At 74.0% G+C, this 24,916-nt stretch carries 22 protein-coding genes; 6 read left to right on the forward strand and 16 right to left on the reverse strand.

From position 1 onward, the window contains the following. The first annotated feature begins 3 nt into the window (after positions 1–3). Complete coding sequence (locus ACZ6A9_RS11990; protein ID WP_468983175.1) at positions 4–1,122, forward strand: cobalt-precorrin-5B (C(1))-methyltransferase; 1,119 nt, start codon at positions 4–6, stop codon at positions 1,120–1,122. Between the two features lie 67 nt (positions 1,123–1,189). Here ACZ6A9_RS11990 and cbiE read toward each other — a convergent pair whose 3' ends face one another. The 5 genes from cbiE to ACZ6A9_RS12015 all read right to left on the reverse strand — a co-directional run bounded on the left by cbiE (position 1,190) and on the right by ACZ6A9_RS12015 (position 7,974). Further along, complete coding sequence (cbiE, locus tag ACZ6A9_RS11995; RefSeq protein WP_468983179.1) at positions 1,190–2,476, reverse strand: precorrin-6y C5,15-methyltransferase (decarboxylating) subunit CbiE; 1,287 nt, start codon at positions 2,474–2,476, stop codon at positions 1,190–1,192. A 111-nt stretch (positions 2,477–2,587) separates the two neighbouring features. After that, the gene (locus ACZ6A9_RS12000; RefSeq protein WP_468983183.1) at positions 2,588–4,474 is read right to left on the reverse strand and encodes an ABC transporter ATP-binding protein; all 1,887 of its coding nucleotides are present in this window, start codon (positions 4,472–4,474) and stop codon (positions 2,588–2,590) included. Between the two features lie 217 nt (positions 4,475–4,691). Beyond that, on the reverse strand, positions 4,692–5,273 hold the full coding sequence (locus ACZ6A9_RS12005) for a hypothetical protein (protein ID WP_468983186.1): 582 nt from the start codon (positions 5,271–5,273) through the stop codon (positions 4,692–4,694). Between the two features lie 3 nt (positions 5,274–5,276). Then, positions 5,277–7,508, reverse strand: a complete 2,232-nt coding sequence (locus ACZ6A9_RS12010; protein ID WP_468983189.1) for a DUF6571 family protein — start codon at positions 7,506–7,508, stop codon at positions 5,277–5,279. 13 nt (positions 7,509–7,521) lie between these two features. Further along, positions 7,522–7,974 (reverse strand): hypothetical protein, encoded by a 453-nt coding sequence (locus ACZ6A9_RS12015; protein WP_468983192.1) that lies wholly within the window; start codon positions 7,972–7,974, stop codon positions 7,522–7,524. Between the two features lie 334 nt (positions 7,975–8,308). Between ACZ6A9_RS12015 and ACZ6A9_RS12020 the strand changes: the two genes are divergently transcribed. Beyond that, positions 8,309–8,683: a roadblock/LC7 domain-containing protein gene (locus ACZ6A9_RS12020; protein ID WP_190097696.1), complete on the forward strand. Its 375-nt coding sequence runs from the start codon at positions 8,309–8,311 to the stop codon at positions 8,681–8,683. 203 nt (positions 8,684–8,886) lie between these two features. Next, positions 8,887–9,297 (forward strand): ArsR/SmtB family transcription factor, encoded by a 411-nt coding sequence (locus tag ACZ6A9_RS12025; RefSeq protein ID WP_468983195.1) that lies wholly within the window; start codon positions 8,887–8,889, stop codon positions 9,295–9,297. 27 nt (positions 9,298–9,324) lie between these two features. On the opposite strand, the gene ACZ6A9_RS12030 is transcribed toward ACZ6A9_RS12025, so the two are convergent. From ACZ6A9_RS12030 to ACZ6A9_RS12050, 5 genes are all read right to left on the reverse strand, one after another. Continuing rightward, complete coding sequence (locus tag ACZ6A9_RS12030) at positions 9,325–11,523, reverse strand: SWIM zinc finger family protein (RefSeq protein ID WP_468983198.1); 2,199 nt, start codon at positions 11,521–11,523, stop codon at positions 9,325–9,327. After that, on the reverse strand, positions 11,520–14,414 hold the full coding sequence (locus ACZ6A9_RS12035) for an SNF2-related protein (protein ID WP_468983200.1): 2,895 nt from the start codon (positions 14,412–14,414) through the stop codon (positions 11,520–11,522). Before ACZ6A9_RS12035 ends, ACZ6A9_RS12030 begins: the two co-directional genes overlap by 4 nt. Positions 14,415–14,508: 94 nt before the next feature. Continuing rightward, positions 14,509–15,087 carry a sugar kinase gene (locus ACZ6A9_RS12040; RefSeq protein ID WP_468983203.1) on the reverse strand — a complete coding sequence of 193 codons (579 nt, stop codon included), beginning with the start codon at positions 15,085–15,087 and terminating at the stop codon, positions 14,509–14,511. Next, positions 15,084–16,232, reverse strand: a complete 1,149-nt coding sequence (locus ACZ6A9_RS12045) for an ROK family glucokinase (RefSeq protein ID WP_468983205.1) — start codon at positions 16,230–16,232, stop codon at positions 15,084–15,086. The genes ACZ6A9_RS12040 and ACZ6A9_RS12045 overlap by 4 nt, the downstream gene beginning before the upstream one ends. A 185-nt stretch (positions 16,233–16,417) precedes the next feature. After that, positions 16,418–17,167, reverse strand: a complete 750-nt coding sequence (locus tag ACZ6A9_RS12050) for a GntR family transcriptional regulator (protein ID WP_468984563.1) — start codon at positions 17,165–17,167, stop codon at positions 16,418–16,420. 116 nt (positions 17,168–17,283) lie between these two features. Here ACZ6A9_RS12050 and ACZ6A9_RS12055 point away from each other — a divergent pair, with 116 nt between their 5' ends. Then, positions 17,284–18,306 (forward strand): Gfo/Idh/MocA family protein, encoded by a 1,023-nt coding sequence (locus ACZ6A9_RS12055; RefSeq protein WP_468983208.1) that lies wholly within the window; start codon positions 17,284–17,286, stop codon positions 18,304–18,306. Between the two features lie 15 nt (positions 18,307–18,321). On the opposite strand, the gene ACZ6A9_RS12060 is transcribed toward ACZ6A9_RS12055, so the two are convergent. The 3 genes from ACZ6A9_RS12060 to ACZ6A9_RS12070 all read right to left on the reverse strand — a co-directional run bounded on the left by ACZ6A9_RS12060 (position 18,322) and on the right by ACZ6A9_RS12070 (position 20,797). Beyond that, positions 18,322–18,750, reverse strand: a complete 429-nt coding sequence (locus ACZ6A9_RS12060; protein ID WP_468983211.1) for a PaaI family thioesterase — start codon at positions 18,748–18,750, stop codon at positions 18,322–18,324. Between the two features lie 39 nt (positions 18,751–18,789). After that, positions 18,790–19,464, reverse strand: coding sequence for a response regulator transcription factor (locus ACZ6A9_RS12065; protein ID WP_468983214.1), 675 nt, complete (start codon positions 19,462–19,464; stop codon positions 18,790–18,792). 82 nt (positions 19,465–19,546) lie between these two features. Next, a complete protein-coding gene (locus ACZ6A9_RS12070; protein ID WP_468983217.1) occupies positions 19,547–20,797 on the reverse strand; it encodes a sensor histidine kinase in 1,251 nt (416 codons plus the stop codon). 212 nt (positions 20,798–21,009) lie between these two features. Between ACZ6A9_RS12070 and ACZ6A9_RS12075 the strand changes: the two genes are divergently transcribed. Beyond that, on the forward strand, positions 21,010–21,210 hold the full coding sequence (locus tag ACZ6A9_RS12075) for a hypothetical protein (RefSeq protein WP_468983219.1): 201 nt from the start codon (positions 21,010–21,012) through the stop codon (positions 21,208–21,210). Positions 21,211–21,214: 4 nt separating this feature from the next. On the opposite strand, the gene ACZ6A9_RS12080 is transcribed toward ACZ6A9_RS12075, so the two are convergent. Next, positions 21,215–22,102: a universal stress protein gene (locus tag ACZ6A9_RS12080; RefSeq protein WP_468984565.1), complete on the reverse strand. Its 888-nt coding sequence runs from the start codon at positions 22,100–22,102 to the stop codon at positions 21,215–21,217. An 89-nt stretch (positions 22,103–22,191) separates the two neighbouring features. Next, complete coding sequence (locus ACZ6A9_RS12085) at positions 22,192–22,818, reverse strand: dihydrofolate reductase family protein (RefSeq protein ID WP_468983220.1); 627 nt, start codon at positions 22,816–22,818, stop codon at positions 22,192–22,194. Positions 22,819–22,964: 146 nt separating this feature from the next. Between ACZ6A9_RS12085 and ACZ6A9_RS12090 the strand changes: the two genes are divergently transcribed. Beyond that, a complete protein-coding gene (locus tag ACZ6A9_RS12090) occupies positions 22,965–23,741 on the forward strand; it encodes an SDR family oxidoreductase (protein WP_468983223.1) in 777 nt (258 codons plus the stop codon). 45 nt (positions 23,742–23,786) lie between these two features. On the opposite strand, the gene alc is transcribed toward ACZ6A9_RS12090, so the two are convergent. Continuing rightward, complete coding sequence (gene alc, locus ACZ6A9_RS12095) at positions 23,787–24,890, reverse strand: allantoicase (RefSeq protein WP_468983226.1); 1,104 nt, start codon at positions 24,888–24,890, stop codon at positions 23,787–23,789. Between the last annotated feature and the right edge of the window lie 26 nt (positions 24,891–24,916).

Below are 24,916 nucleotides of genomic sequence, written 5' to 3' on the forward strand. Positions count from 1 at the left end.
GGCATGAGCAGCGAAGCCACGGGCGGTCGCAGCGCCCAACTCAAGCACACCGGTCTGCGGCCCGGCTGGACCACCGGCGCCTGTGCGACCGCCGCGACGACGGCCGCGTACACCGCGCTGCTGACCGGCCGCTTCCCCGATCCGGTGACCATCACGCTGCCCAAGGGGCAGACTCCGTCGTTCGCGCTCGCCATCGAGGAGCTGACCGGCTCGAACGCCACGGCGGGCATCGTGAAGGACGCCGGTGACGACCCCGACGTCACGCACGGGGCGCTGGTCCGGGCGACGGTGCGGCGGCTGCCCGCCGGGAGCGGGGTCGTCTTCAGGGCGGGCCCGGGGGTGGGCACGGTCACCCGGCCCGGTCTGCCGCTGCCGGTGGGCGAACCGGCCGTCAATCCCGTTCCGCGGCAGATGATGCGCGACCACGTGGCCCGCGTCGCCGAGCGGTACGGCGGAAGCGGCGACGTCGAGATCACCCTCGGCGTCGACCACGGTGAGGAGATCGCCCGCTCCACCTGGAATCCCCGGCTCGGCATCCTCGGCGGTCTGTCGGTCCTCGGCACCACCGGCGTCGTCGTCCCCTACTCGTGCTCGGCGTGGATCGACTCGATCCGGCGCGGGGTCGACGTGGCGCGGGCGGCCGGGCGCACCCATGTCGCCGGGTGCACGGGGTCCACCTCCGAGCGGACGGTCGTCGCCGAGTACGGTCTGCCCGAGGACGCCCTGCTCGACATGGGTGACTTCGCGGGCGCCGTGCTGAAGTACGTCCGCCGTCACCCCGTGGACCGCCTGACCGTCTGCGGGGGTTTCGCCAAGCTGTCCAAGCTCGCGGCCGGCCACCTCGATCTGCACTCGGCCCGCTCGCAGGTCGACAGGGGGTTCCTGGCCCGACTCGCCCGGCGCGGCGGTGCGGACGAGGCGCTGGCCGCCCGGGTGGCGGACGCCGAGACCGGCCTCGCCGCGCTCCGGCTCTGCCGGGCGGCGGGGGTCCCGCTGGGCGACCTGGTCGCGACGGCGGCGCGCGACGAGGCCCTGGCCGTGCTGCGCGGGGCGCCCGTCGCGGTGGACGTGCTCTGCATCGACCGGGCGGGAGCGGTGGTGGGCCGCAGCGCGGTGGCCTGAGCGCGAGGTCCCGGCGGCGTCGTCGAGCCGGGCACGGTGCTCGGGCCGGCCCCGCGGGACCGCACGGTCATCGGGGCGCTGCCGGCGTTCCCGCGACCGGACCGGTGGGGGCGGGCGGCTTCTCGGCGGCCCACTGGGTCACCGGCATCGCCTGCCGCCACCCGGTGAGGCCGCCCACGGGCACGGCGTGCGCCACGGCCAGGCGCACCAGTTCACCGCCGTGCCGGCGGTGGGCGTCGGCCAGCACGGCCTCGGACTCCAGGGTCACGGTGTTGGCGACGAGGCGCCCGCCCGCGGGAAGGGCCCGCCAGCAGGCGTCGAGAAGTCCGGGTGTGGTGAGCCCGCCGCCGATGAACACGGCGTCCGGCCGGTCGAGTCCGGTGAGGGCGTCGGGTGCGGTGCCGGTGACCACCCGCAGCCCGGGCACGCCGAGCCGGTCGGCGTTGCGGGTGATGCGTGCCGCCCGCTCGGGGTCGCGTTCGACGGTGACCGCCCTGCAGGAGGGGTGGGCGCGCATCCACTCCACGGCGATGGAACCGGAGCCCCCTCCGACGTCCCACAGCAGTTCGCCGGGGGCGGGGGCGAGCACGCCGAGGGTGGCGGCGCGCACGTGCCGCTTGGTGAGCTGTCCGTCGTGCTCGTACGCCGCGTCCGGCACCCCGGGTACGGCGCCGACGCGCAGGGCGCCGGGTGCGCGGCGGCACTCGACGGCGACGATGTTCAGCGGGTCGCCCGGCGCGTACGGCACCGGCCAGTCGTCGGCGGTGACCGGCTCGGCCGCCCGCTCCCGCGCGCCGCCGACCTGCTCCAGGACCCGGATCCGGCTCGGTCCGAAGCCCCGGTCGCGCAACAGGGCGGCGACATCGGCGGGGGTGGTGGCGTCCGCGCTGAGCACCAGCAGACGCCGGCCGTGGTGCAGGGCGGCAGCGAGGCGGGCGGCGGGGCGGCCCACCAGCGTGACGACCTCGGTGTCCTCCAGCGGCCAGCCGAGGCGGGCGCAGGCCAGGGAGACGGACGAGGGGTGCGGCAGGACGTGCACGGAGCCGGGGCCGAGGACCTCGGTGAGGGCGCGCCCGATGCCGTAGAACATGGGGTCCCCGCTGGCCAGTACGGCGATCCGGCGGCCGGCGTGGGCGGCGAGCAGGTGGGGTACCGCCGGCCTCAGGGGCGAGGGCCAGGACACGCGCTCCGCACCGCACTCCGGGGGCAGCAGCTCCAGCTGGCGCGGGCCGCCGATGACGACCTGCGCGTCGAGCAGGGCCGCCCGTGAGGCGTCCGGGACGCCCTCCCAGCCGTCGGCGCCGATCCCGACGACGGTGACGGCTGGGGTCGGGGTGGTTCGGGCGGCGTTCACGGCTCAGTACCTCGAGTTCGGAAGGACGTTCGGGAGGCACTGTACGGGGCGGTGGCGGGAGCGGTGCGGGTCGGGTACGGGCGGCCTCGGAGTTGACCGGAAGCGGATCGCTCATGGGGGGCCCGTGCTCGTACGGGCGTGCGGGAGCGGGTCCGCGGAACGCGCCTCGGTGCTCTCGGTGTTCTCGGTGTTCTCGGTCTTCTCGGTGTTCTCGCCGAGGAAGCCGCCCGACTGGTGTTGCCACAGCTTGGCGTAGGCACCGTCCGCCGCGAGCAGTTCCGCGTGGCTGCCCTGCTCGACGACGCTTCCGCGGTCGAGGACGACGAGACGGTCCATGCCGGCGACGGTGCTCAGGCGGTGGGCGACCACGAGGGCGGTGCGTCCTTCCATCAGCCGCCACAGGGCGTCCTGGACGAGGAGTTCGCTCTCCGAGTCCAGGGCACTGGTCGCCTCGTCGAGCAGCAGGATCGGGGCGTCGCGCAGGATGGCCCTGGCGAGGGCGACGCGCTGGCGCTGACCGCCCGACAGCTTGACGCCCCGCTCCCCCACCAGGGTGGCGAAGCCGTCGGGGAGCTGACCGGCGAACTCCGTGACGTGGGCGGCCGCGGCCGCCGCGTGGACCTCCTCGTCGGTGGCGCCGGGCCGGGCGAAGGCGATGTTGTCCCGCAGGCTGCGGTGGAACATGGCGGGTTCCTGCGGGACGTAGGCGATCAGGGAGCGCAGGTCGCTCTGGCGCAGCCGGCTGATGTCCTGACCACCGATCAGGATGCGTCCCGCGTCGATGTCCGACATCCGCAGCAGGAGCCGGGTGAGGGTGGTCTTGCCGCCGCCGGACCTGCCCACCAGACCGATCCGGGCGCCCGCGGGCACGTCCAGGTCGAGACCGCGGAAGATCGGCTTCGCACCCGCGTGGGCGAAGGTCACGGCCTCGAAGCGGACGCCGCTGTCGCGCGGTGCGAGCGGCTCGGGATCCGCCGGGTCGAGCACGGTGGGCGGGTCGAGGAGCAGCTCCGTGAACTGCGCGGCCTCGGTCATCGAGCTCTCCAGACGCCGGTAGATCTGGTTGAACTCGAACATGATCTGGGTGGCGTTGGAGTAGTAGGTGAAGGCGACAACAATCTCCTCGACCCCCTGCCCCGGGCCGCCGAAGGCGACGGCGACGAGCAGGCCCAGCACGTTGGTCAGCACGGACAGGGGGGCGATCAGGACGTCGACGCGCAGGTTGCCGTAGTCCCACGACCTCAGCGTCAGGCGCCGGGACTCCGCGACGCGGCCGCGGTGCTCGTCCGCCTCCCGCCGCTCGGCCGCGAACGCCCGGACGGTCTCCATGTTCGCCAGGCTGTCGGCGACGTGCCCGGAGACCCGGGCGATCGCGGCCTCGCGCTCGTTGACGAGCCGCTGCCTGCGGCGGATCAGCGGTGTCGCCGCCACCACGGTCAGCGCGATCATCAGCAGGAGGCCCGCGACGAGCATCGGTTCGTAGCTCCACAGCACCACGGCGCCGAACACCAGCGGCACGAGACTGCCCACGATCCGGTACGTCAGCGTGTCGACGAAGTCCTCGAAGCGCTTGCCGAAGCTGAGCACCCGCTTGGTCAGGGAGCCGGCGAAGTTGTCGTGGAAGAACGCCGCGTCCTTGGCGAGGAGTTCGTCCATGCCGCTCACGTAGAGGTGTTCCATGCCGAGGGCGTCCACGCGGTTCAGGCAGTGCAGCCCGATCCGCCAGAGGGTCTCGGCGAGCAGCAGCACCGCGCCGAAGGCCAGCACGTACGGCAGCGCCGAGGAGAGGGTCAGGCCCCCCTCGCCGGCGGCCTGGCCCGCCAGTTTGGCGATCAGCAGGGGAGCCACGTAGCGGATGCCGATGTTGCCCACGGCGGGCAGGAGCAGGGCGGGCAGGGCGAGGGCGCGCAGGCGCAGCAGTTCACGGCCGTAACGGCGCAGTGCCAGAAGGACCGCGCTCCTGCCCGGCGCCGGCCCGCGGGTGTCTGTCGTCCCCATCACACTCCCGGAGGTTCGGAGGTCGGCAGTCTCCCGTCCGCGGAGTTTCCCGGTCCAGGCATTTACCGCGGACCGGCGAGAACCGGACACCTCCGTGTTCGCGTACGCAACGGGAACGGATGTGCGACAGGTGGGCGGGTGGGAGGGCGACTACGAGCAGGTCGTCCCCGTCGGCCTCACGGTGACGGTGGACGCCGGCCGGTGCTGATCCGCGGGGTCAGGGGGCGCAGTCGTACCGCTCGGCCAGGTTGGCGGCGCTCTCCAGGAGGATGGTGCGGCTCGCGGCGGTCACCGACTCCGCGTCCCAGTCCTCGTGGACCGTCACCCGGGAATAGACCGACAGCCTCAGTTCGCCATGCGGGCTGTCCGATCCGATCGCCCTCACGCAGTCGTCGGAGAGCCGCAGCACCGCCTGCCGGAGGGTGAGCCAGCCCTCGTGGCCGTCACCGATCGGCGTGGCGTCCTTCGGGGCGTCGGTGGTCGCGTCGCCGGCGGCAGCCGTCAGGGCGTACTGGTCCTGGCCGGTCTTTCCTCCGGGATCCTCACGGGTGACGATGCAGACCGTGCCGAAGACCCGGTCGTCCTTCACCACCTCACCGCTGCCCGCGTCCCTGACGTCGGCGGCCGTCCGGCCCGCCCCGCCGTCGTCGAGCAGGCCCGCGGTCTTCCCGGTGAGGGAACCCCAGCAGAGGTTCTGCTCCCGCAGGTCGTCCTGCGGGTCGGGCCACAGGGTGACCGTGGCCACGACGGCGGCCGCGGCCACGAGCACGGCCGGCAGAACGAGGCGTTTGCGGTCCATCGGTCACTGCCCCATCTTCATGTCGGCGTCCTCGATCCCGTTCTTGTACCACTGCTCCGCCGTCGGCTGGAGGCCGTCCTCGTACTCGCCCGGGCTCGCGTCGAGTTCGTCCTTCGTGATGCCCCTGGCCTCCGCCGACTCCCGCAGCATGGCGTAGATCTGGTTCTCGCCGTTCTCGAAATGATTGATCATGTTGTTCCGGGTCTCCGCGTCGACCTGGGAGTTGAGGTCGTTCATGTACGCGGCCGTCCCCACGTCGACCGAGCGCTGGATCACGTCGCCGACGAAGGGGATGTTCGTGAAGGGCGCGCCGTAGACGTGGTAGTTCATCATCTTGTTCCAGGCGTTGGCGTCCTTCTCCGCCTGCCCGAGGTCGAAGACGACGTCGCCGCGCACCCCGTCCAGGTGGCCGAGGACCGAGGCGGACTGCTTGACCCAGGCGTGCAGTTCGGGGTCCTCCTTGCGGTACGAGTCCGCCGGGAAGTGGCTCATCCCCTCGGCGATGACCATCGTCTGCGACTGGTGCATGACCGCGAACGCCTGGGGATCGTCGGCGACGCCGCGCATGACCCGGGTGAGGTCGCCCCGGTCGATGTCGAGGTTGTTGAAGTCTGTGGGCCCGTCCATGTTCTTGCCGAGGATCTGGTGCACGTCCGAGGCGTAGTCCCCGATCATGTAGCCCATGCTCGTGCGCATGGACGCGGGCACGGGGCTCTGGACCTTCTGGTCGTCCTTGCCGCTGTACTCGTCCACGATCCGTGTGAAGATCGCACTCTGGGCGCCGTCGTGGTGGGCGGGGACGGTGTTCAGCGGGCTGCCGGGTTCGCGTCCGGTGGCAGCGGCCTCCAGCGCGGAACCGAACTCGGCACGCGCGGAAGTGCGTTGCAGGTCCTCGGGCATCTTGTCCTCGACATCGCCGCCGGGCCAGTCGCGGTGCTTGAGGAAGTAGTCGAGGTTGTCGGTGGTGTGGGGGTCGAAGTAGGCGGTGGCGGCCTCGGGGTTGCGGCTCATGGCGTTCAGCAGGCCCTTCATCGGGTCGTGCTGGGTCCCCTGCCAGTTCTTCATGGGGCCGTCGTAGGCGTCGTCGTTGTCCGTCTCCCACGCGCGGATGGTGTCGCCGACCTCGGTCAGGAAGGCCTCGCTGTAGCGCGGGTCGTCCTTGTCGCGCGCGTAGGGGGCCTTGTCGTCGGCCTTCCTCTGCGGGTCACCGGCGTCGGCGGCCATCAGGTTGGTGAGGTCGCTCAGTCCGGCGGCGCCGCCCTCCAGCCGGCCCGGGTGGCGGCCGGGCAGGCCGTTGCCGTCACGGGCCATGGTGATGAGCTTGTCGGTCCAGGCCGAGGTGACTCCGCCGGGCGAGCCGATCGCGGAGTCCGGGCCGGTGGCGGTGGCGAGGGAGCCGGAGAGGGCCTTGTAGAGGCGGGCGTCGGTACCGGAGACGTGGCCGTCGCGGCCACCGCTCTCGAGTCCGCCGGCGAGCAGGAGTACGGCCTCCTGCTGGTCGCGGCCCCGGTAGCTGAGGTTCGTCATCAGCTGCTCGGCGAAGGCCGGTGAGTCCTTGCCGCCCTCGGCCAGTTGCAGTAGCCGGTCGCGCTCCTCGTCGTCGAGGTGCTCCCAGCGCGCGTACAGCTTCGCGGCCTCCCGGCCGTTCGCGGCCTGCCGCTTCTCCTCCTCGCGCAGCCGCCGGGCGTCGGCGATTCCGCCGAGGTCGGTGCTGCCGAAGTCGTTGGGGTGGTTCTTGATCAGGGCGCGCAAGCCCCAGGCGCACAGTTCGTCCGCCTCGGCGGCGCGCCTGAGGATGCCCTCCAGTTTGTCGCGCAGCGCGTCGAACTGTGCCTCGGTGGCGACCGGTTCGGTGCTGTCCTTGGAACGGCGGTCGGGGTGGACCCGGTGGCTGATCACGCCGTCGGGGTGGATGGTGATGCCCGGGGGCGGGTTCTCGACGGCGGCCTTGAGGTCGCTCTGCGCGGTCTTGAGCAGGGTGTGGGCGTCCTTGAGGAGGTCGCGCACGGACTCGGCCTCGGTGACGGCGTCGCTGAACTCCTTGGCCGTCTTGACGACGAACTCCTTGGTGACGCTGGCGTTCTCGCCTTTCCAGGTGGCCTTGTCGGCCTTGGACTTCATGGCCTTGGCGTCGGCCTGGAGCCGCTTCAGCTTGGTGATCATCTCGGTCCAGTCGGTGACCGCGGTGTCGAGGGGCCCGAGCTTCGCGTTCAGGAGCTGCTCGAAGGTGGGCATGTCGGCCGGCTCCTCAGCGGAAGTACGTGTCGATCTGGGACGCGGACACGGCACCGTCGTCACCGGGCGCCACGGGGCCGACGATGCGGAGCCGGGCCCCGATCCAGTCGTCGTCCGCCTTGCGGGACTTCTTGGTGTGGTCCAGGTGGTTGGATATGTGCGCGCAGGCCTGGAGCAGGGTCCTCACCTGTGTCTCCCAGGTCTTGTTCACCTCGGTCAGCGCCGCACCGGAGGCGAAGCCGTCGCCCTTCAGGCTCGTCCCGGCCGTCCCGCTCGCCGCGGCGGCGTGTTTCCCGCCGGAGTCGAGGCCGTTGAACAGGTCGAAGGCGGCGTGACCGATGTCACCGAGCTCGTCGTCCTCCACCACGTAATCCGTGGTCCCCGGCTTCGCCCCGCCGTCGCCGCCGGCACCGTTCAGATGCATGGCGGCTGTCTTCGCCGAGGCCCACTCGTCGTCGAACGACACTGCCGACACCCCCGTGTACGTGAGAACTGCGCGGACCAAGTTATCTGCTTGATCAACAACATGCCACCGCCGGTCGCTCACCTGTGCGGGCTCGGACGCGGGCACCGCAGGCGGCCGCACCACGTGGCCCGGCGGAGCACTCCGGCACCTTTTCGATCCGAAACCGGTCACACAGCGCCTCGATGAGGGGGCGTTCGATCATCGACGGCCATCCCCGGAAACCCGTGCCCCCGGGGGCGGGCCGCCTGCCTACGGTGCCACCGCGGCCAAGGGCGAGGAGTGCTGCCGCGTCCGGCCGACGCAACCCACGATTCGACTGAAGAGGGAGACGTCCATGGCAACCGTGGAAGTGTCGCTGAAGGACATCATGACCGCCATCGAAGGGGCCGTCGGAGCGGCCCTCGTCGACTACTCCAGCGGCATGGCGCTGGGGACGCTGGGCGGAGGGAAGGACCTGGACCTCACCGTCGCGGCGGCCGGCAACACGGACGTGATCCGCGCCAAGGTGCGCACCATGGAACTGCTCGGTCTGACCGGCCAGATCGAGGACATCCTCATCACGCTCGAAACCCAGTACCACCTGATCCGGCTGGTCACCGGCCGCAGCGGCAACGGCCTGTTCCTGTACCTCGTCCTCGACAAGTCCCGGTCGAACCTGGCGATGGCCCGCCACCAGCTCAAGCGCATCGAGGAACAGCTGGAGGTGTGACCGGCCCGCGTTCCCGGCCGACGCACGCCCATGATGTGAAGACTTCTTCAAGTCACCACATCAACATGGTCCCAAGCCATGGGTGTGCGCCCCGGGGAGCGAGAAGGATCGGTGACGAAGGACGGCACATCGTGCGGCGGCGCGCTCTCGGGGCGCCGCCGCGCCATGCAGAACATTCCCGATGCGGCAGGGAGCGCGCACCCATGCAAGTCCCCCTCTACCAGGCCAAGGCGGAGTTCTTCCGGATGCTGGGACACCCCGTCCGCATCAGGGTCCTGGAGCTGCTGCAGCACGGGCCCGTGCCGGTGCGGGACCTGCTCGCCGACATCGACATCGAACCGTCGAGCCTGTCGCAGCAGTTGGCCGTGCTGAGGAGGTCCGGCATCGTCGTCTCGGTCCGCGAGGGCTCCACCGTCCGGTACGCCCTCGCGGGCGGTGACGTCGCCGAGCTGCTCCGCGCGGCCCGCCGGATCCTCACCGAGCTGCTGGCCGGGCAGAGCGAGCTGCTGGCCGAACTGCGGCAGACCGACGCGCCGGTCCCGCCGGTTGCCTCGGTACCGCCGGTGTCTTCGGTACCGCCGGTGCCTTCGGTGCCCAGGAGCAGGCAGGGCTGAACGGCACGGCTTCGCCCGGGCCGCCCGTCACAGGTCGCCGGGTGTGTCCAGGCCGGTCAGGGCGCCCACCGGGTCCACGTCGGGCGTGCCGCGGGGCCACCAGTCGTCGTGGCCCGCTTCGGACTCGTAGGCGTACCAGAGGTGATCGCGGCCGAGGCGGAGCTGGATGTGGCCGCGGGGGTGGGTGAGGCGGTTGCGCCAGGGGCGGAAGGCGGGCAGGTCGGCGGCGAGGAGGAGGGGGCGGGCGCGGTCGAAGCGGCCGGCCGGCGGGTCCCACGGGTCCTCGAGGACGGCGAGGCCCATGGGTCCGCCCTGGCGCCAGGCGGCCACCGCGCGGGCCAGTTCGGCGGGGGTGCGGCCGGCGGCCCGGGCCAGGGAGGAGTACAGCGCGCGGGTCGCCGCGGTCAGGCCGGAACCGGGGCGGGCGGCGGCGAGGCGCACGGTGTCCTGCCACAGGGTGAGCCCTCCGACGGGGTCCCGGCCGGTGGTGAGCAGGGCGTGGGCGCGGGCGGCCGCGTCGGTGGCGAGCTGGTCCAGTGCGAGGGGGTCGGGGCCGCCGGGGGAGGCGGGGTAGGCGGGCGGCTGCTCGGGGTGCGGCGGCGGAGGCAAGGGGGTCGGCAGGGCCGGGAGTTCGCGGCGGGCGATCGCCTCGGTGGCGCGGACGCCGGGCAGGGGCTCCGGTTCCCTCTCCTGGGCGGCGCGGGCCGCGCGGGCGGCGCTCCGCCTCGACAGCGCGTCGATCACCTCGCGTTCACCGCGTCCGCGCAGCAGGAGCAGCACGAACGGATCGGCGTCGAGGAGCCGGGCGGTCTGGTAGCAGAGGGCCGCCGCGTGCTTGCAGGGGTGGCCGGAGTCGGGGCAGCTGCAGTGCGGGGCGAGCTCGCCGGGGCCGGGCAGCAGGGGGACCCCGCAGTCGGCGAGGGACTGGGGCATCTCGTTGTCGAGCAGCGCCGCGATGTGTCCGGGCCGCTCGGCGGCGGCGTCCAGGAACCGCTCCCAGCCGGCGTCCCCGAACGTCCGCAGCCGCACCTGCACACGGTAGGGCCGGGGGCGGCTGCCCCGTACGTACGCGAGGACCAGCCCCGGTGTGACGGTGATGGCGTCGACGTGCCCCTGCTCGGCGTACCCGCGTCCGCGGGCGAGCCGCGCGGCGTCCAGGGCGCCGTCCTCCAGCGCGGTGACCCACGCCCTGCCCCACCACGTCCCGGCGAAGCCCTCCGCGTCGGCGGTGCGCGGCGGGAACGCGGGGAACGTGCGGCGCAGGTCGCTGTCGCGGGCGGGAGCGGCCATGGAGCGGGGCACGGCGTGCGGGGCGGGGGGCGTCTCCGGCGGGAGGGGGCCGATGGGGGCCGGCGGAGCCGGCGCGGCGGCCGGGTTCTCCCGGTGCGTGCGCGCGTCGGACACCGGCTCCGGCTGGGGGGCGTCCTCGTCGGTGGGCATGCGGAAGGCGTCCGTGAGGACCGCGCGTACCTCGCGTGCCCGCGCGTCGGCGACACGGTCGCCGCGCGTGGTGCGGGAAACCGGGGACGCCGGCGACACGGCACGCCGTCGCACCGGCCCGCCCCGGTCCTCCCCCTGCGCACGGGCGCGCTCCGCCTCCGCGCGGGCCGAGCGCAGCGCCTCCCGCACTACGTCACCGGGCCGCCGAACCGGGCTGCCCGCCCCCTCCTCACCGGCGTCCGCCCAGGTGTCGGACCCGGCCGGGGGTGTGTCCCTCCCGGAACCGGGCGGCGCCGGGGCGTGGGGCCGGGAGGTTTCGGGCGCCGTGACCTGCTCCGCCTGCGCGGGCTGGTCGGCGCGGGACGCCTCGGGGGGTGTGCCGCGAGACGCCGCCCGACGGGTCAAGGGCGCGCTCCGCCCTCCCACCCCGTCCGTCCCGGCGTCATCCACCGCCTCGGCGGCGCCCGTGCCGTCGGACGCCTCCACTCCGCCGGACGGAGCGCTGTCGGCGGGTTCGCCGGCGGCGCCGGCCGCGCGAGCCGCCGGCGAGGGGCCGGCAGGAAGCGTCCCGCCGCTCACCTCGGCCGCCGTCTCCCCCGGCCGCGCCTCCTCGGGCGTGTCGTCGGCCGGCCGGGCTTCGCGGCGGGCGCGGCGGAGGGCCTCGCGGGCCGCGTCGCCCGGACGGTGCGCCCGACCGGACGGCGGACCGGCCGCCGGCTCGCGCGCCGCCCGTTCGCGAGCCGCGCGCAGGGCCTCGCGGGCCTCGTCGGACGGGCGGGGCGTCATGCCGGCCTCCGCAGGGAGACTAGAGCGGACAGGTCACGGTCGGAGAGCTCCGTGAGGGCCGACTCGCCCGAGCCGAGGATCGCGTCGGCGAGGGCCCGCTTGGACTCCAGCATCTCGGCGATCCGGTCCTCGACCGTGCCCTCGGTGACGAGACGGTGGACCTGGACGGGCTGGGTCTGCCCGATGCGGTAGGCGCGGTCCGTGGCCTGCTCCTCGACCGCCGGGTTCCACCAGCGGTCGACGTGCACGACGTGGCCCGCCCGCGTGAGGTTCAGGCCGGTGCCCGCGGCCTTCAGGGACAGTACGAGGACCGGGGTCGCGCCGCTCTGGAAGCGGTCCACCATGCGCTCCCGCTCCGGCACCGGCGTGCCGCCGTGGAGCAGGTCGACGGGGACCGCGCGCTCGGCGAGGTGCGCGGTGATCAGGCGGGCCATCCCGACGTACTGCGTGAACACGAGGGCGGAGCCGTCCTCGGCGAGCACCGTGTCCAGCAGTTCGTCCAGCAGGGCGAGCTTGCCGGAGCGGGCCGCGAGCCGGTCACCCCCGGCACGCGCCTCCTCCTTCAGGAACAGCGCCGGGTGGTCGCAGATCTGCTTCAGCGCGGTGAGCAGCTTCAGCACCAGCCCGCGCCGCCCCATGCCCTGCGCCGTCTCGATGGCGGCCATCGACTCGCGCACCACCGCCTCGTACAGCGCGGCCTGTTCCCGGGTGAGCGGTACGGGGTGGTCGGTCTCCGTCTTGGGCGGCAGTTCGGGCACGATGCCGGGGTCGGACTTCTTGCGCCGCAGGAGGAAGGGACGCACCAGTCGGGCGAGACGCTCGGCCGCCTCCTCGTCCTCGCCGGTCTCCACGGCGCGGGCGTGCCGGGCGCGGAAGGACTTCAGCGGGCCGAGGAGTCCCGGGGTCGTCCAGTCGAGGAGGGCCCACAGCTCGGAGAGGTTGTTCTCCACGGGCGTGCCGGTGAGGGCCACCCGTGCGGGGGCCGGGAGGGTGCGCAGTGCCTTCGCGGTCGCGGAGTGCGGGTTCTTGACGTGCTGGGCCTCGTCGGCGACGACCATGCCCCAGGCGTGCCCGGCGAGGGCGGGCGCGGCGGAGCGCATGGTGCCGTAGGTGGTGAGGACGAAGCCGCCGTCCGCCCCGTCCAGCGTGCGGTCGGGGCCGTGGAAGCGGCGCACGGGGACGCCGGGCGCGAACCGGGTGATCTCCCGCTGCCAGTTGCCGAGCAGCGAGGCGGGGCAGACCACGAGGGTCGGCTCGCTGCGGGCGCGTTTCAGGTGCAGCGCGATGAGGGTGATCGTCTTGCCGAGGCCCATGTCGTCGGCGAGGCAGCCGCCGAGGCCGAGGGAGGTCATGAGGTCGAGCCAGGCCAGGCCCCGGAGCTGGTAGTCGCGCAGGGTGGCGTCCAGTCCCGGCGGTGGTTCGGCGGGTTGTACCCCGGCGGTCAGACGGTCGCGGAGGGCGGCCAGGGTTCCGGCGGGCACCGCCTCGACCGTCTCGCCGTCGATCTCGGCGTGGCCGGTGAGGGCGACGGAGAGCGCGTCGACGGGGTCGAGGAGCCCGAGCTCCCGTTTGCGGGCCTTGCGGACGAGGGCGGGGTCGACCAGCACCCACTGGTCGCGCAGGCGGACGACGGGACGGTGGGCCTCGGCCAGGGCGTCCATCTCGGTCTCGGTGAGCGGGTCGCCGCCGAGGGCGATCTGCCAGCCGAAGCGGAGCAGGTCCCCGCTCTCGAAGAAGGCGGTGCCGTCGGTCGCCGAGCCGGGCGCCGGGCGGACCACGGCCGTGGCGGTGAGGTCCTGGGCGAGGTCGCGGGGCCAGTGCACGGCGACCCCGGCCGCGGCGAGCCGGGTGGCGGCCACGCCGAGCAGGTCGTTCAGCTCGTCCTCGGACAGGGCCAGGACGTCGGGCACGTCCTGGCCGGAGAGCCGGTCCAGCGGCGGCCAGACGCGGGCCGCGCGGCGCACGGCGAGGGCGGTGTCCACGCGCGCGCGGGGGCCGAACGCGCTGTCCGCCGCGCCCGTCCAGAGGGCCGCGGCGTCGGTCACCAGGGTCGGGTCGGCGAGGCTGTGCACCTGCACGACCGCCGCGCCCGCGCTCCGTGCGCCGCCCTCCTGGCCGCCCGCTCCCCCGCCGGCGTCGAAGAGGTCGTACGCGGACAGGTCCAGGCGCAGCGAGATCCGGACCCCGGCGTCCATTCCGGCGGCCACCTCGGCGGCCCAGTCGTGGGCGCCGGGCAGCCGCTGCGGCGCTCGCGCGGCGAACGGCAGGCCCGACGCGTACGGCGCGGCCGGGGTGCGGGGCAGGGTGTCGGCGACCGCGTCCAGGAAGGCGCGCACCAGTGCCTCCGGCCGGGGCAGCCGGAGCGGGCCTGGTCCGGGCAGCGGGACGGCGTGCCCCTCGTGGGGCAGGGCGGCGGCCACCGCGCGCAGGTGTGCCACGTCGTCCGGGTCGAGCGGGCCCGCCCGCCAGGCGTCGTGGCCGGCGGCGGTCAGGCCGGGGAGCAGCCGGCCGCGGGCGGTGAGCCGCAGCGCGTGCAGGGCGGCGGCGCCCCAGCAGGCGGTGGCCGGGTGGGCTGCGGGGTCGTGCCGGGCGCGGACCAGCAGGGGCAGTGCCTCGTCGACGGGGAGGGCGAGGGCGGTGACGGGCCGGCGGCGCACCCCGGTGCCGTGCGCGCGGACGACGGTGAGGTCGGTGCGATACGCGTGGGCGTCGGGGTCCTCGGGGAACGGCGGGAGATCCGGGCCGTCGGGGTCGTAGAAGGCGATCCGCCCGTCGCGCGGGAGCGGCGCGGGCAGGAAGACGGCCGCGAGCCGGACGGGGACGTCCGCCGCGCGAGCGCCGCCGGGCCCGGTGACCGTGTCCGGTCCCGCTGTCGGGGTCCGCCCGCCCATGCGTCCTGTCACCTCCCGCCCGCGTGTCGCTCCGTCGTCTTCGACTGTACGGGCGGGGTCTGACAACCGGACCCGGCGGCCGGTGCGTGCGGGATCAGGGCACGGTGCGCGAGACGACGTACACCCGCGGGTAGCCGGGCTTGTCGTGGTTGACGACGACGTCGTGCGTGGGTGCGGGGTCCTCCTGCTCGTGGACCAGTCCGGACCAGGTGCCGGGGCCGTCGAAGGTCCAGCCGGTGACCTCCCGGTCGCGCGCGCCGATGGGGAGGTCGCCCCGCTTCAGCTCGCTCTCCTGCACACCGATGCCGGTGAGGAAGGCGCTCAGGCCGGCGTCGGTCGTCTCGAACTCGACGTACAGGCGGCTGGTCTTCCAGTTGTTGGTCTCGTAGTAGGCCACCCACCAGGCCGGGTGCGGCAGGGGGACCTGGTAGATGCGGCGCTGGAGCTTGGAAGGCCAGCCCTCGGTGAGGCCGGTCGCGGAGTACTTCGCCTCCTTGTCCTTGCCGCTGGCCCGGCTCTGGTTCGCCGAGATCACCAGATAGCCGGCCGGGACGCCGATGAGGAGCACGATGATCAGCAGGGTGAGTGCCCGGCGGCGGATGCGGTGGCGCCGGTCCTCGGCCGGGTGGGGCTCGCCCGGTGCGCCCGGCCGCTGGGGGAGATCGCCGGTCACAGGGACTCCTGGGTGGTGCGGCGGGCCTCCGCGTACCGCTCGTAGCGCTCGTAGCGTTCGACCCGGCGGCGCTTGGCGCGGCGGAAGCGGCGGGCGACCAGGCGGGCGAGGTCGGCGGCGCCGACCATGCCGGCCTCGGGGCCGAGCTGGGCGCGGACGATGCGGGCCTCGGGGCGGTAGCCGCGGCCGGTGAGGTGGCGTTTGAAGGCGTCCCGGGCGGGGCCGATCAGCAGGTCGTCGGCGGCGGAGACGCCACCGCCGATGACGAAGCAGGACGGGTCCAGGGCGGCGGCGAGGTTGGCGATGCCGACGCCGAGCCACTGGCCGATGTCCTGGAGCAGCTCGACGCACATGGCGTCGCCCTCGCGGGCCAGCTCGGTGATCATCGGGCCGCTGATGTCGGCGATGTTGCCCTTGACGTGCTCGATGATCCCGTAGGCGACGGGCGAGTCGGCGGCGGCCAGCTCGCGCGCCTCGCGGACCAGCGCGTTGCCGGAGCTGTACTGCTCCCAGCAGCCTCGGTTGCCGCAGGGGCAGCGGTGTCCGCCGGGGACGACCTGCATGTGGCCGAACTCGCCGGCCACTCCGTACTTGCCGCGCTTGACCTGGCCGTCCTCCAGGATCGCGCCGCCGATGCCGGTGCCGAGCGTGATCATGACGAGGTGGTCCTCGCCGCGTCCGGCGCCGAAGCGCCATTCGGCCCAGGCGGCGGAGTTGGCGTCGTTGTCGACCAGGACCGGGACGGCGAGACGGTCGGCGAGGCGGTCGCGCAGGGGCTCGTTGCGCCAGGACAGGTGGGGGGCGAACAGCACGCGGTTGCGGTCGGCGTCGACCCAGCCGGCCGCGCCGATGCCGACCGCGTGCACGTCGTGCCGGTCGGACAGGTCCAGCACCAGTTCGACGATGGTGTCCTCGACGACCTTCGGGCTCTTGGACTTGTCCGGGGTCTCCGTGCGGAGCCGTTCCAGGATGGTGCCGTCGGCGTCGACGACGCCCGCCATCACCTTGGTGCCGCCGATGTCGATGCCCACCGTCGGGACGCGGGGCGCCGTCAGGTGGGAGCGGCGCTCCCGGGTGCCGACGGTTCTCAGGACCGGGGCGCGGCGGGAGCCGATGGGGGCGGTGAAGTCGCGGTAGGTGCTCATCGTGTGCGATTCTGCCGCACGCTCGCGCCGGGAGCCGAACGGATCCCGTGTGGAACGGCGTGGATCGCCGCCGGGTGCGGGCCGGTCGTGGCTGGTCGCGCGGTTCCCCGCGCCCCTGGGGAGCGCTGCGACACACGGTTGCCGAATGCCGGTCACCCTTGTCCGGACATTGCGACGAAGTGCGGTCAGGAGCGGACGAGGAGCTGGAACTCGAAGGAGTAGCGGTCGGGGCGGTAGGTGTGGGTGCCGAACTCCACCGCGCGGCCGGTGTCGTCGAAGGTGACGCGCTGCATGGTGAGCAGCGGGGCGCCGGTCCGCTCGCCCAGCCGCTCGGCCTCGGCGGCGGTGGCGGCCCGGGCGCCGATGGTCTGGCGGGCGCTGTGCAGGGTGATGCCGGCCGCCCTCATGAGCCGGTACAGGCCGGTGGCCTCCAGTTGTCCGGTGTCCAGGTCGAGCAGCCCGGGCGGCAGGTAGTTGCACAGGTACGCCATCGGCTCCCCGTGGGCGAGCCGCAGCCGTTCGAGCTTGTGCACCTCGCTATCCTCGGCCACGGCGAGCGCGGCCGCGACGTCGGCGGGCGCGGCGACGACGGTGTTGACCAGCACCCGGGTGGCGGGGCGCTGGCCGGCCGACTCCAGGTCGTCGTAGAGGCTGCTGAGTTCCAGCGGGCGCTTGACCTGGCTGTGCACCACCTGGGTGCCGACCCCGCGGCGGCGGACGAGCAGGCCCTTGTCGACGAGCGACTGGATGGCCTGGCGGACGGTCGGCCGGGACAGGCCGAGGCGCGCGGCGAGCTCGATCTCGTTGCCCAGCAGGGTGCCGGGCGTCAGCACGCCGCGCTCGATCGCCGACTCCAGCTGCTGGGACAGCTGGAAGTACAACGGCACGGGAGAGCCGCGGTCGACGCTCAGCTCCAGTTGTACGGTCGGGTCCACTTCTGGTTTCGGCACGGGCCGAGCGTAGCCGCGTGCGCTGTTGACGGGAAGTCGTGTAGTTCGGTTGTCCGGACATACGGATTGACAGGGGGCGGTGCGGGGCCCACTTTGATTCCATGCGCATCGGGGTCATCGGTACGGGCCGCATCGGCACCATTCACGCCCACACACTCAGCAGGCACCGCGACGTCGGCTCCCTGATCCTCACGGACGTGGATCCGGCGCGGGCGCAGGCCCTCGCCCACCGGCTCGGTGAGACGGCGGCACCCGGGGTGGACGAGATCTACACCTGGGGAGTGGACGCCGTGGTGATCACGGCGGCCACGTCCGCCCACGCCGAGCTGATCGGCCGGGCGGCACGCGCGGGGCTGCCGGTGTTCTGCGAGAAGCCCATCGCCCTGGACCTCGCGGGCACGTTACAGGCGATCACGGAGGTCGAGACCGCCGGAACGGTGCTGCAGATGGGCTTCCAGCGGCGGTTCGACGCCGGTTACACGGGCGCGCGTGAGGCGGTGCGCTCGGGCAGGCTCGGGCGGCTGCACACCGTACGGGCGCTCACCAGTGACGCGGAGCCGCCACCGGCCGGGGCCCTGGCGCAGTCCGGCGGACTGTACCGGGACACCCTGATCCACGACTTCGACATGCTGCGCTGGGTGACCGGCCGGGAGGTCGTGGACGTCTACGCCTCCGGCTCCGACGCCGGGCCCGCGATGTTCCGGGACGCGGGCGACGTCGACACGGGTGCGGCGCTGCTCACCCTCGACGACGGCACGCTCGCCACGGTCACCGCGACCCGGCTGCACGGCGCCGGCTACGACGTGCGGATGGAACTCGCAGGGGAACGGGACCAGATCGCGGTGGGCCTGGACGACCGCACGCCGATCGCGTCCACGGAACCGACCGGACCGCCGGCCGCGGACAAGCCGTGGACGGGGTTCCTGGAGCGGTTCGGGCCCGCGTACGAGGCCGAGCTGATCGCGTTCGTGGAGGTGGTGCGGGGCGAGCGGGCCAATCCCTGCGACGGGCGTGAGGCCCTCCAGGCGCTGCTGATCGCGGAGGCCTGCGAGACGTCGCGGCGGGAGCGCAGACCGGTCCGTCCCTCGGAGCTGCTGAGCGGGTCGGAGGCGACGCTGACCTGACGCGCGGGCGGCGGCTCAGGGAGCCTGGACGGGCAGGACCGTCCCCTGGGCGACCGCGCACAGCGTTTCCGTGCCGTCCTCGGCGAGGGTGAGCAGATCGCAGCGCACGACGGCCTGCCGCCGGCCCGCGTGCACGACCTCCGCGTGGGCGCGCAGGGTGCGGCCGGTGGCCGGGCGCAGGTACTGGACGGAGAAACCGCCGGTGAGCACGGACGGGCCGAGGGCGGCGCCGGCGGCGAAGGTGAGGGCGTTGTCGGCGGCGTAGGAGAGGACGCCGCCGTGCAGGAAGCCGTTCTGCTGGTGGAGTTCCTCGCGGATGTCGATCTCCAGGGTGGCCGCGCCGTCACCGAAGGCGGCCAGGCGGGCGCCGAGGAGTCTGCTGAAGGGCTGGCTGTCCAGCGTCCGCCGGGCGGTGGCGAGGTCGAGTGCGGGGGTCGCGGTCATGGGCGGGTCTCCTCGGGTCGGCGACGGGGTGACGGCGGGTCAGGGCGTGTCGGTCTCCTCCAGGAGGCCGGCGTCGTGGGCGAGCAGGGCGATCTGCACGCGGTTGTTGAGGTCCAGCTTGGCCAGGATCCGGGAGACGTGGGCCTTGACGGTGGCGACGCTCATGTAGAGCTCCGCGGCGATCTCGGCGTTGGCCAGGCCCCGGCCGACCGCGACGGCGACCTCGCGTTCCCGGTCGCCCAGGCCGGCGGCGCGCGCCCGCGCGCGGCTGCGCCGGGTGTCGCCGGCGGTTCCGGCGGCGTGTGCCATCAACTGGCGGGTGACCGCGGGCGACAGCACCGGGTCACCGGCCGCGACCCGGCGGACCGCGGCGACGATCTCGGCCGGCGGGGTGTCCTTGAGGACGAAACCGGCGGCACCCGCACGCAGCGCGCGCAGCACCTGTTCGTCCGCGTGGAAGGTGGTGAGCACCACCACCTGCGGGGCGTCCTCGCGGCGGCGCAGCGACTCGGTCGCGGTGAGGCCGTCCACCGTCGGCATCCGGATGTCCATCAGGACGACGTCCGGGCGGGTGCGGTCCACGAGCGCCCCGACCTCGCCGCCGTCGGCCGCCTCCCCGACGATCTCGATGTCGTCGGCGCCGCCCAGCATGAGGGACAGCCCCGCCCGCACCAGCGGGTCGTCGTCGACGAGGAGCAGTCTGATCGCAGTCATGGGCGGTACGTAATCACGACGGCGCGGGACGGGAACACCGGGCCGCCCGGTCGGTCCGCGGGGCCGCGCCGCCGGAGCCCGCTCACCCCCACGGCAGCCGCGCCCGTACCGTGAACCCTCCGTCGGGGTCCTGCCCGTGCTCCAGGGTGCCGCCGGTGAGGGTGGCCCGTTCGGTGAGGCCGATCAGGCCCTGCCCGGCTCCGGGGACGTGCGGTACCTCCCCCTTGGGTGCCGGGTTGCGCACCGTCACGGTGAGCCCCTCCCCCGGCCCGCCGGTGACCGTCACGGTGACCTCCGTGCCGGGGGCGTGCTTGCGGGCGTTGGTCAGGCCCTCCTGGGCGATCCGGTAGGCGGTGCGGCCGACGGAGGCGGGCACGGCGGACGGGTCCGTGACCCGCTGCTCCAGGGTGACCCTCGTACCGGCCTCCCGGGACTCGGCGGCCAGCGTGCCGAGCGCCGCGAGCGTCGGCTGCGGCCGGCCCGTGTCCTCGGACTCGCCCGCCCTCAGCACCCCGATGATCTCCCGCAGGTCCTGGAGCGCCTCGTGCGCGCTCTCCCGGATCACACCGGCCGCCCGCGCGATCTCCTCGCGCGGCGCGTCGGGCCGGAACTCCAGCGCGCCCGCGTGCACGCTCAGCAGCGTCAGCCGGTGCGCGAGCACGTCGTGCATCTCCCGCGCGATGGCCTCCCGGGCGAGCCGCTGCGCCTGCTCGGCCCGCAGCCGCGCCTCCGTCTCGGCACGCCGGGCCCGGTCCCTGAGGCTCAGCATGAGCTGCCGCTTGGAGCGCACGAACATGCCCCAGCCGACGGTCGCGACGGTCAGCACCACGACGAGGACGACCGCGGCGAGGTACGGCAGATCGGGATCGGGGCGCCACCAGAAGTAGAGCGGGACGAGCAGCGTCTGGACCCCGGCCACCCAGGCCACGTACCGGAAGGGCCGGTGCACGGCGAGCGTGAACAGGGCGATCACGGCCACGCCGCCGGAGGTCTCCGAGAGGAAGCTCACCGGGACCATCACGGCGGCCAGTCCGAGCGGCCACCGCCGCCGCAGCCAGAGGGCGCCGCAGGACAGCGCGCCGACCAGCTGGTCGGCGGCGACCAGCGCCGGTGAGAGGTGGGGGCTGTCGCTGAGCGTCTCGGCGCCGAGCAGTCCCACCAGGACGGCCAGCAGGAAGCAGGCGAAGTCGACGATCCAGTCGCGTGCGGTGCGCCGGGGCCGGCGCCCGGAGCGGCTCGCGGCGGGGTCGAGTTCGTGGAGGAGGGCGGAGGGGAAGAACCACCGGCGCCCCGTGAACACCGGGGCGGTCTGCGCCGCCTTGTCACCAGTCACGGTCGACGAATCTACGTCCGGCCGGTCCGGCGCGGTGCCGCACGGGACGGATCGCCTACCGACGTCGCGGCGGCGCAGACCTTCGGCGCTCCCGCCGCCCGGTGTCACCGTCTTCCGGCGCTCCCGCCGGCCCCCGTCACCGTCTTCCGGCGGACCGGTTCGCGCCCCGCGGCCGACGCGGGCGCGGTGGCCGCGGGAGGAGAGTCGGTGGCATGAAGCAGACGCTGGAGGTTCTGGGATTCCTCGCCCTGGTGCAGGGGGTGGCCGGCCTGGTGACCGAGTTCACCGACTGGAACTGGGGGCTCGTGCACCGGTGGGGTTTCCTCGACGGCTACGAGATCTACGCGAGCATCGCCCTGCTGGTGCTGGCCGGTGCCCTGTTCGCAGCCGCCGAGAGCCAGAAGGCCGGCTGATCCCTCAGGTGCGCTCGCCCGTGCCCCGTACCACGGCGACCGGGCAGTGCGCGTGGTGCAGCAGGGCCTGGCTGACCGAACCCAGGAGCAGCCCGGTGAAGCCGCCGCGCCCGCGGGCGCCGACGACGACGAGCTGAGCGGAGCGGCTCGCCTCGATCAGCTCCTCCCGCGCGCCGCCCTGCACGGTCCGGTGCTCGACCGTGACGTCCGGGTAGCGCTCCTGGAAGCCGGCGAGCGCCTCGGACAGCAGGCTCTCCTCCTCGCCCACCAGCGCTCCCGGCTCGTTCGCGTAGGGCGCGGAGGCGTCCTGCGGGGCGGGCATCGGAGCGTTCCAGTTGGTCCAGGTGTGCAGTGCCACCAGCGGCGCCTTGCGCAGGGCGGCCTCGGCGAAGGCGAACTCCACGGCGCGCTGCCCGGCGGCGGAACCGTCGACGCCCAGCACGATCGGGCCGTCCGCCTGCGGTTCCTCGCGCACCACCAGGACCGGGCAGCGGCCGTGCGCCGCCAGGTGGACCGCGGTCGAGCCCACCAGCAGTCCGACGAACCCGCCCATGCCGCGGGTCCCGACCACGACCAACTCGGCGCCGCGCGACTGCGCCTCGAGGGCGGTGAGGGCGTCGCCGGTCACCACGACCTGGTCGACGGTGATCTCGGGCGCCGCCTCGCGGGCGCGCTCGACGGCCTCGGCCATGAGGCGGTCGACCATGTTCTGCAGGCCGCCCTCCGGCGGTCCCATCGGGGACGGCCCCATCGGCACGTGCATGGCCGGCCAGACGCAGGCGTGCACCACGCGCAGCCCCGCCTTGCGCAGCGCGGCCTCCCGCGCGGCGACCTCCACCGCGGCGAGTCCCGACGCCGATCCGTCCACGCCCACGACCACGAGACCGCTCACCATGACTCCCCAAGCTTCGTTCCGGCTGTCAGGTCTCAGTATGGCGCCCGCGCCCCGGCACTTGTCTTGGGCCCTTCGGCCCGCGTCGGTCAGGCGTTCTCCGGGAGCGGGTACTCCCCGTACCGGGGGCGTCCGTCGAGGTCGTAGGACTGGACGGACACGCCCGCGGAGGTGATCCGTCCGCCGGTGTGCCGCAGGGCGGTCGGCGGCGAGCCCTCCGGGAACAGCCGGCGTCCGGCGCCGAGGATCACCGGGAAGGTCAGCAGGTGCAGGGTGTCCACGAGGTTCAGGGCGAACAGGGAGCGGGCGAGGGCTCCGCTGCCGTGCACCTGGAGTTCGCCGTCGGTGCGCTCCTTGAGGGCGGTGACCTCCTTGGCGAGGTCACCGCCGATCACGGTGGTGCCGGCCCAGCCGGGGTCGGTGAGGGTGGCGGAGGCGACGTACTTCGGCAGCGTGTTCAGCTTCCCGGCGACCGGGTTGGCGGGGTCGGTCACCTTCGGCCAGTAGGAGGCGAAGATGTCGTACGTGCGGCGGCCGAGGAGGAAGGCGCCCACGCGGGAGAACACCTCGTCGACGAACCGTCCGAAGTCCTCGTCGCCGTAGGGGACGCTCCAGCCTCCCTGGTCGAAGCCGTCCCTGGTGTCCTCCCGGGGGCCGCCGGGCGCCTGGTGGACGCCGTCGAGGGTGACGAAGGCGGTGACTACGAGCTTGCCCATGACCGGTTCCTGCCTTTCGTGCGTCGGGTGGGGTGGTCCCCTCACGTGTTCAGACCGGGGCGGGTCCCGCGACTCATCGCCGGCCGGGCCAGGTCGACGTCCGTTCGCCGCCAGCGACGGGAGGCCGGGCGCGCTGGGATGGACGCATGACGCAACGAACGACACACGGCACAACGACGCACAACACGGAGATGAACCTGCTCGGCAAGGCGGCCCTGGTCACCGGCGGCAGCCGCGGGATCGGCGCGGCGACGGCACTGCGGCTCGCGCGGGAGGGCGCGGACGTCGCGGTGACCTATGTGAACGGCAAGGAGGCGGCCGAGGAGGTCGTACGGGCCGTGGAGGCGCTGGGGCGCCGCGCGGTGGCCGTGCGGGCGGACGCCGGTGACCCGCAGGACGCGGTGGGGGCGGTGGCGGCCGCCGCGCGGGAGCTGGGCGGGCTCGACGTCCTCGTGAACAACGCGGGCGTCGGTCTGCTCGGCCCGGTGGAGACCTTGACCCCCGCCGATGTCGACCGGGTGCTCGCGGTGAACGTGCGCGGGGTGTTCCTCACCTCCCGCGCGGCGGTCGCCGTCATGCCGCGCGGGGGCCGGATCATCACCGTCGGTACGTGCATGACCCAGCGGGTGCCCGGGCCCGGCGGGACGCTCTACGCGATGAGCAAGTCGGCGCTGGTGGGGCTGACGAAGGCGCTGGCCCGGGAGCTGGGCGAGCGGGGGATCACGGCGAACATCGTCCACCCGGGGCCGATCGACACGGACATGAACCCGGCGGACGGGCCGTACGCGCCGGGGCAGGCGGCGATGACCGCGCTGGGTCGGTTCGGGACGGCCGAGGAGGTGGCGGAGACGATCGCCCACCTGGCGGGGGCGTCGTACGTCACCGGCGCGGAGTTCTCCGTGGACGGTGGCCACGCGGCGTGACGTGCGCCCCGCCGCCCGCGGCGCGGGTGCGCCGCGGGCGGGGGGTCAGGTCCGCAGGCCGGCGGTGCCCTGTTCCGTCAGGGTGCCGAAGAGGCGCAGGCGGGAGATTCCGCCGTCGGGGTGGATGTCCAGGCGGGCGTGGGTGGCGGTCACCGGTTCCGGGAGGACGAAGCGGTGGTCGGTGTCCGGCTGGAGACGGGTCGGCGGCAGGATCTCCCGCCAGTCGCCGTCCTCGCCGTCCTTGCCGTCCTTGACCGACACCGAAGCCCAGCCCGCGCTGTTGCCCTTCAGGTACGCCGTGTCGATCTCCAGGGCCCGGATCCGCGCCTGGGCGACGAGCGCGTAGCGGATCCAGTCGTGGCCCCGGTCGCGGCGGCGCCGGGTCTCCCAGCCGTCGTCCATCTTGCGGGAGCGCCCCGGCTGGATGGTGTGGACGGCCGGTGAGTAGAAGCGGTCGGACGCGTCCTCGACCCGGCCGCCGTTCTCCAGGGCGACGACGTCGAAGCTGCCGAGCGCCGTCAGCCACGCCGGGTCCGGGACGACCTCGCCGTACACCCGCAGCCGGGCGACGCCCCCGTCGGGGTGCTGCTTGAGGCGCAGGTGGGTGAGGCGTTCCTCCGCCGCGACGGCGAAGCCGTTGGCCGCGTGGCCGCCCACCGGGGTGCGCGGCACCAGCGTCGTCCACCGCACGTCGTCCGAGAGGAGTTCCTCCGGGGACGGGGTGCCCGCGACGGAGGTGCCCTCGACGGACACGGCCTGGGGGTGGTTGCCGCGGAAGTGGGCGGTGTCCACGACGATGCCGCGGACGATCCCGGGCGCGCCGAGCCGGATCAGCGCCCAGTCGTGGTCCTCGTCCGCCGGCCAGGGGTGTGCGGCGGAGGTGCCGCGCCGGCGACGGGTCTCCCAGCCGTCCATGATCTTGCCCTTGTGCCCGAAGTGCCCGGGGTCGAACTCGGCGCGCCCGGGCAGCAGGAGGTTCTCGCGCTGGGCGAAGAACTCGTCGTTGGCGGCGACGACCCCGGCGCCGAGCCGGCGGTCGGCGAGGTCGACGTGGTGGGTGAAGGGGAAGTCGGCGGTGCGGTAGTCCGCGTACGGGTCACCGCCGCTGTAGGGGTGCGCGTCGCCGGTGAATCTCTGGATCGCCGTCACGGTGTTCCGGTCCTGCCTCTCGGTGT

Source organism: Streptomyces sp. NPDC041124, from assembly GCF_055592385.1.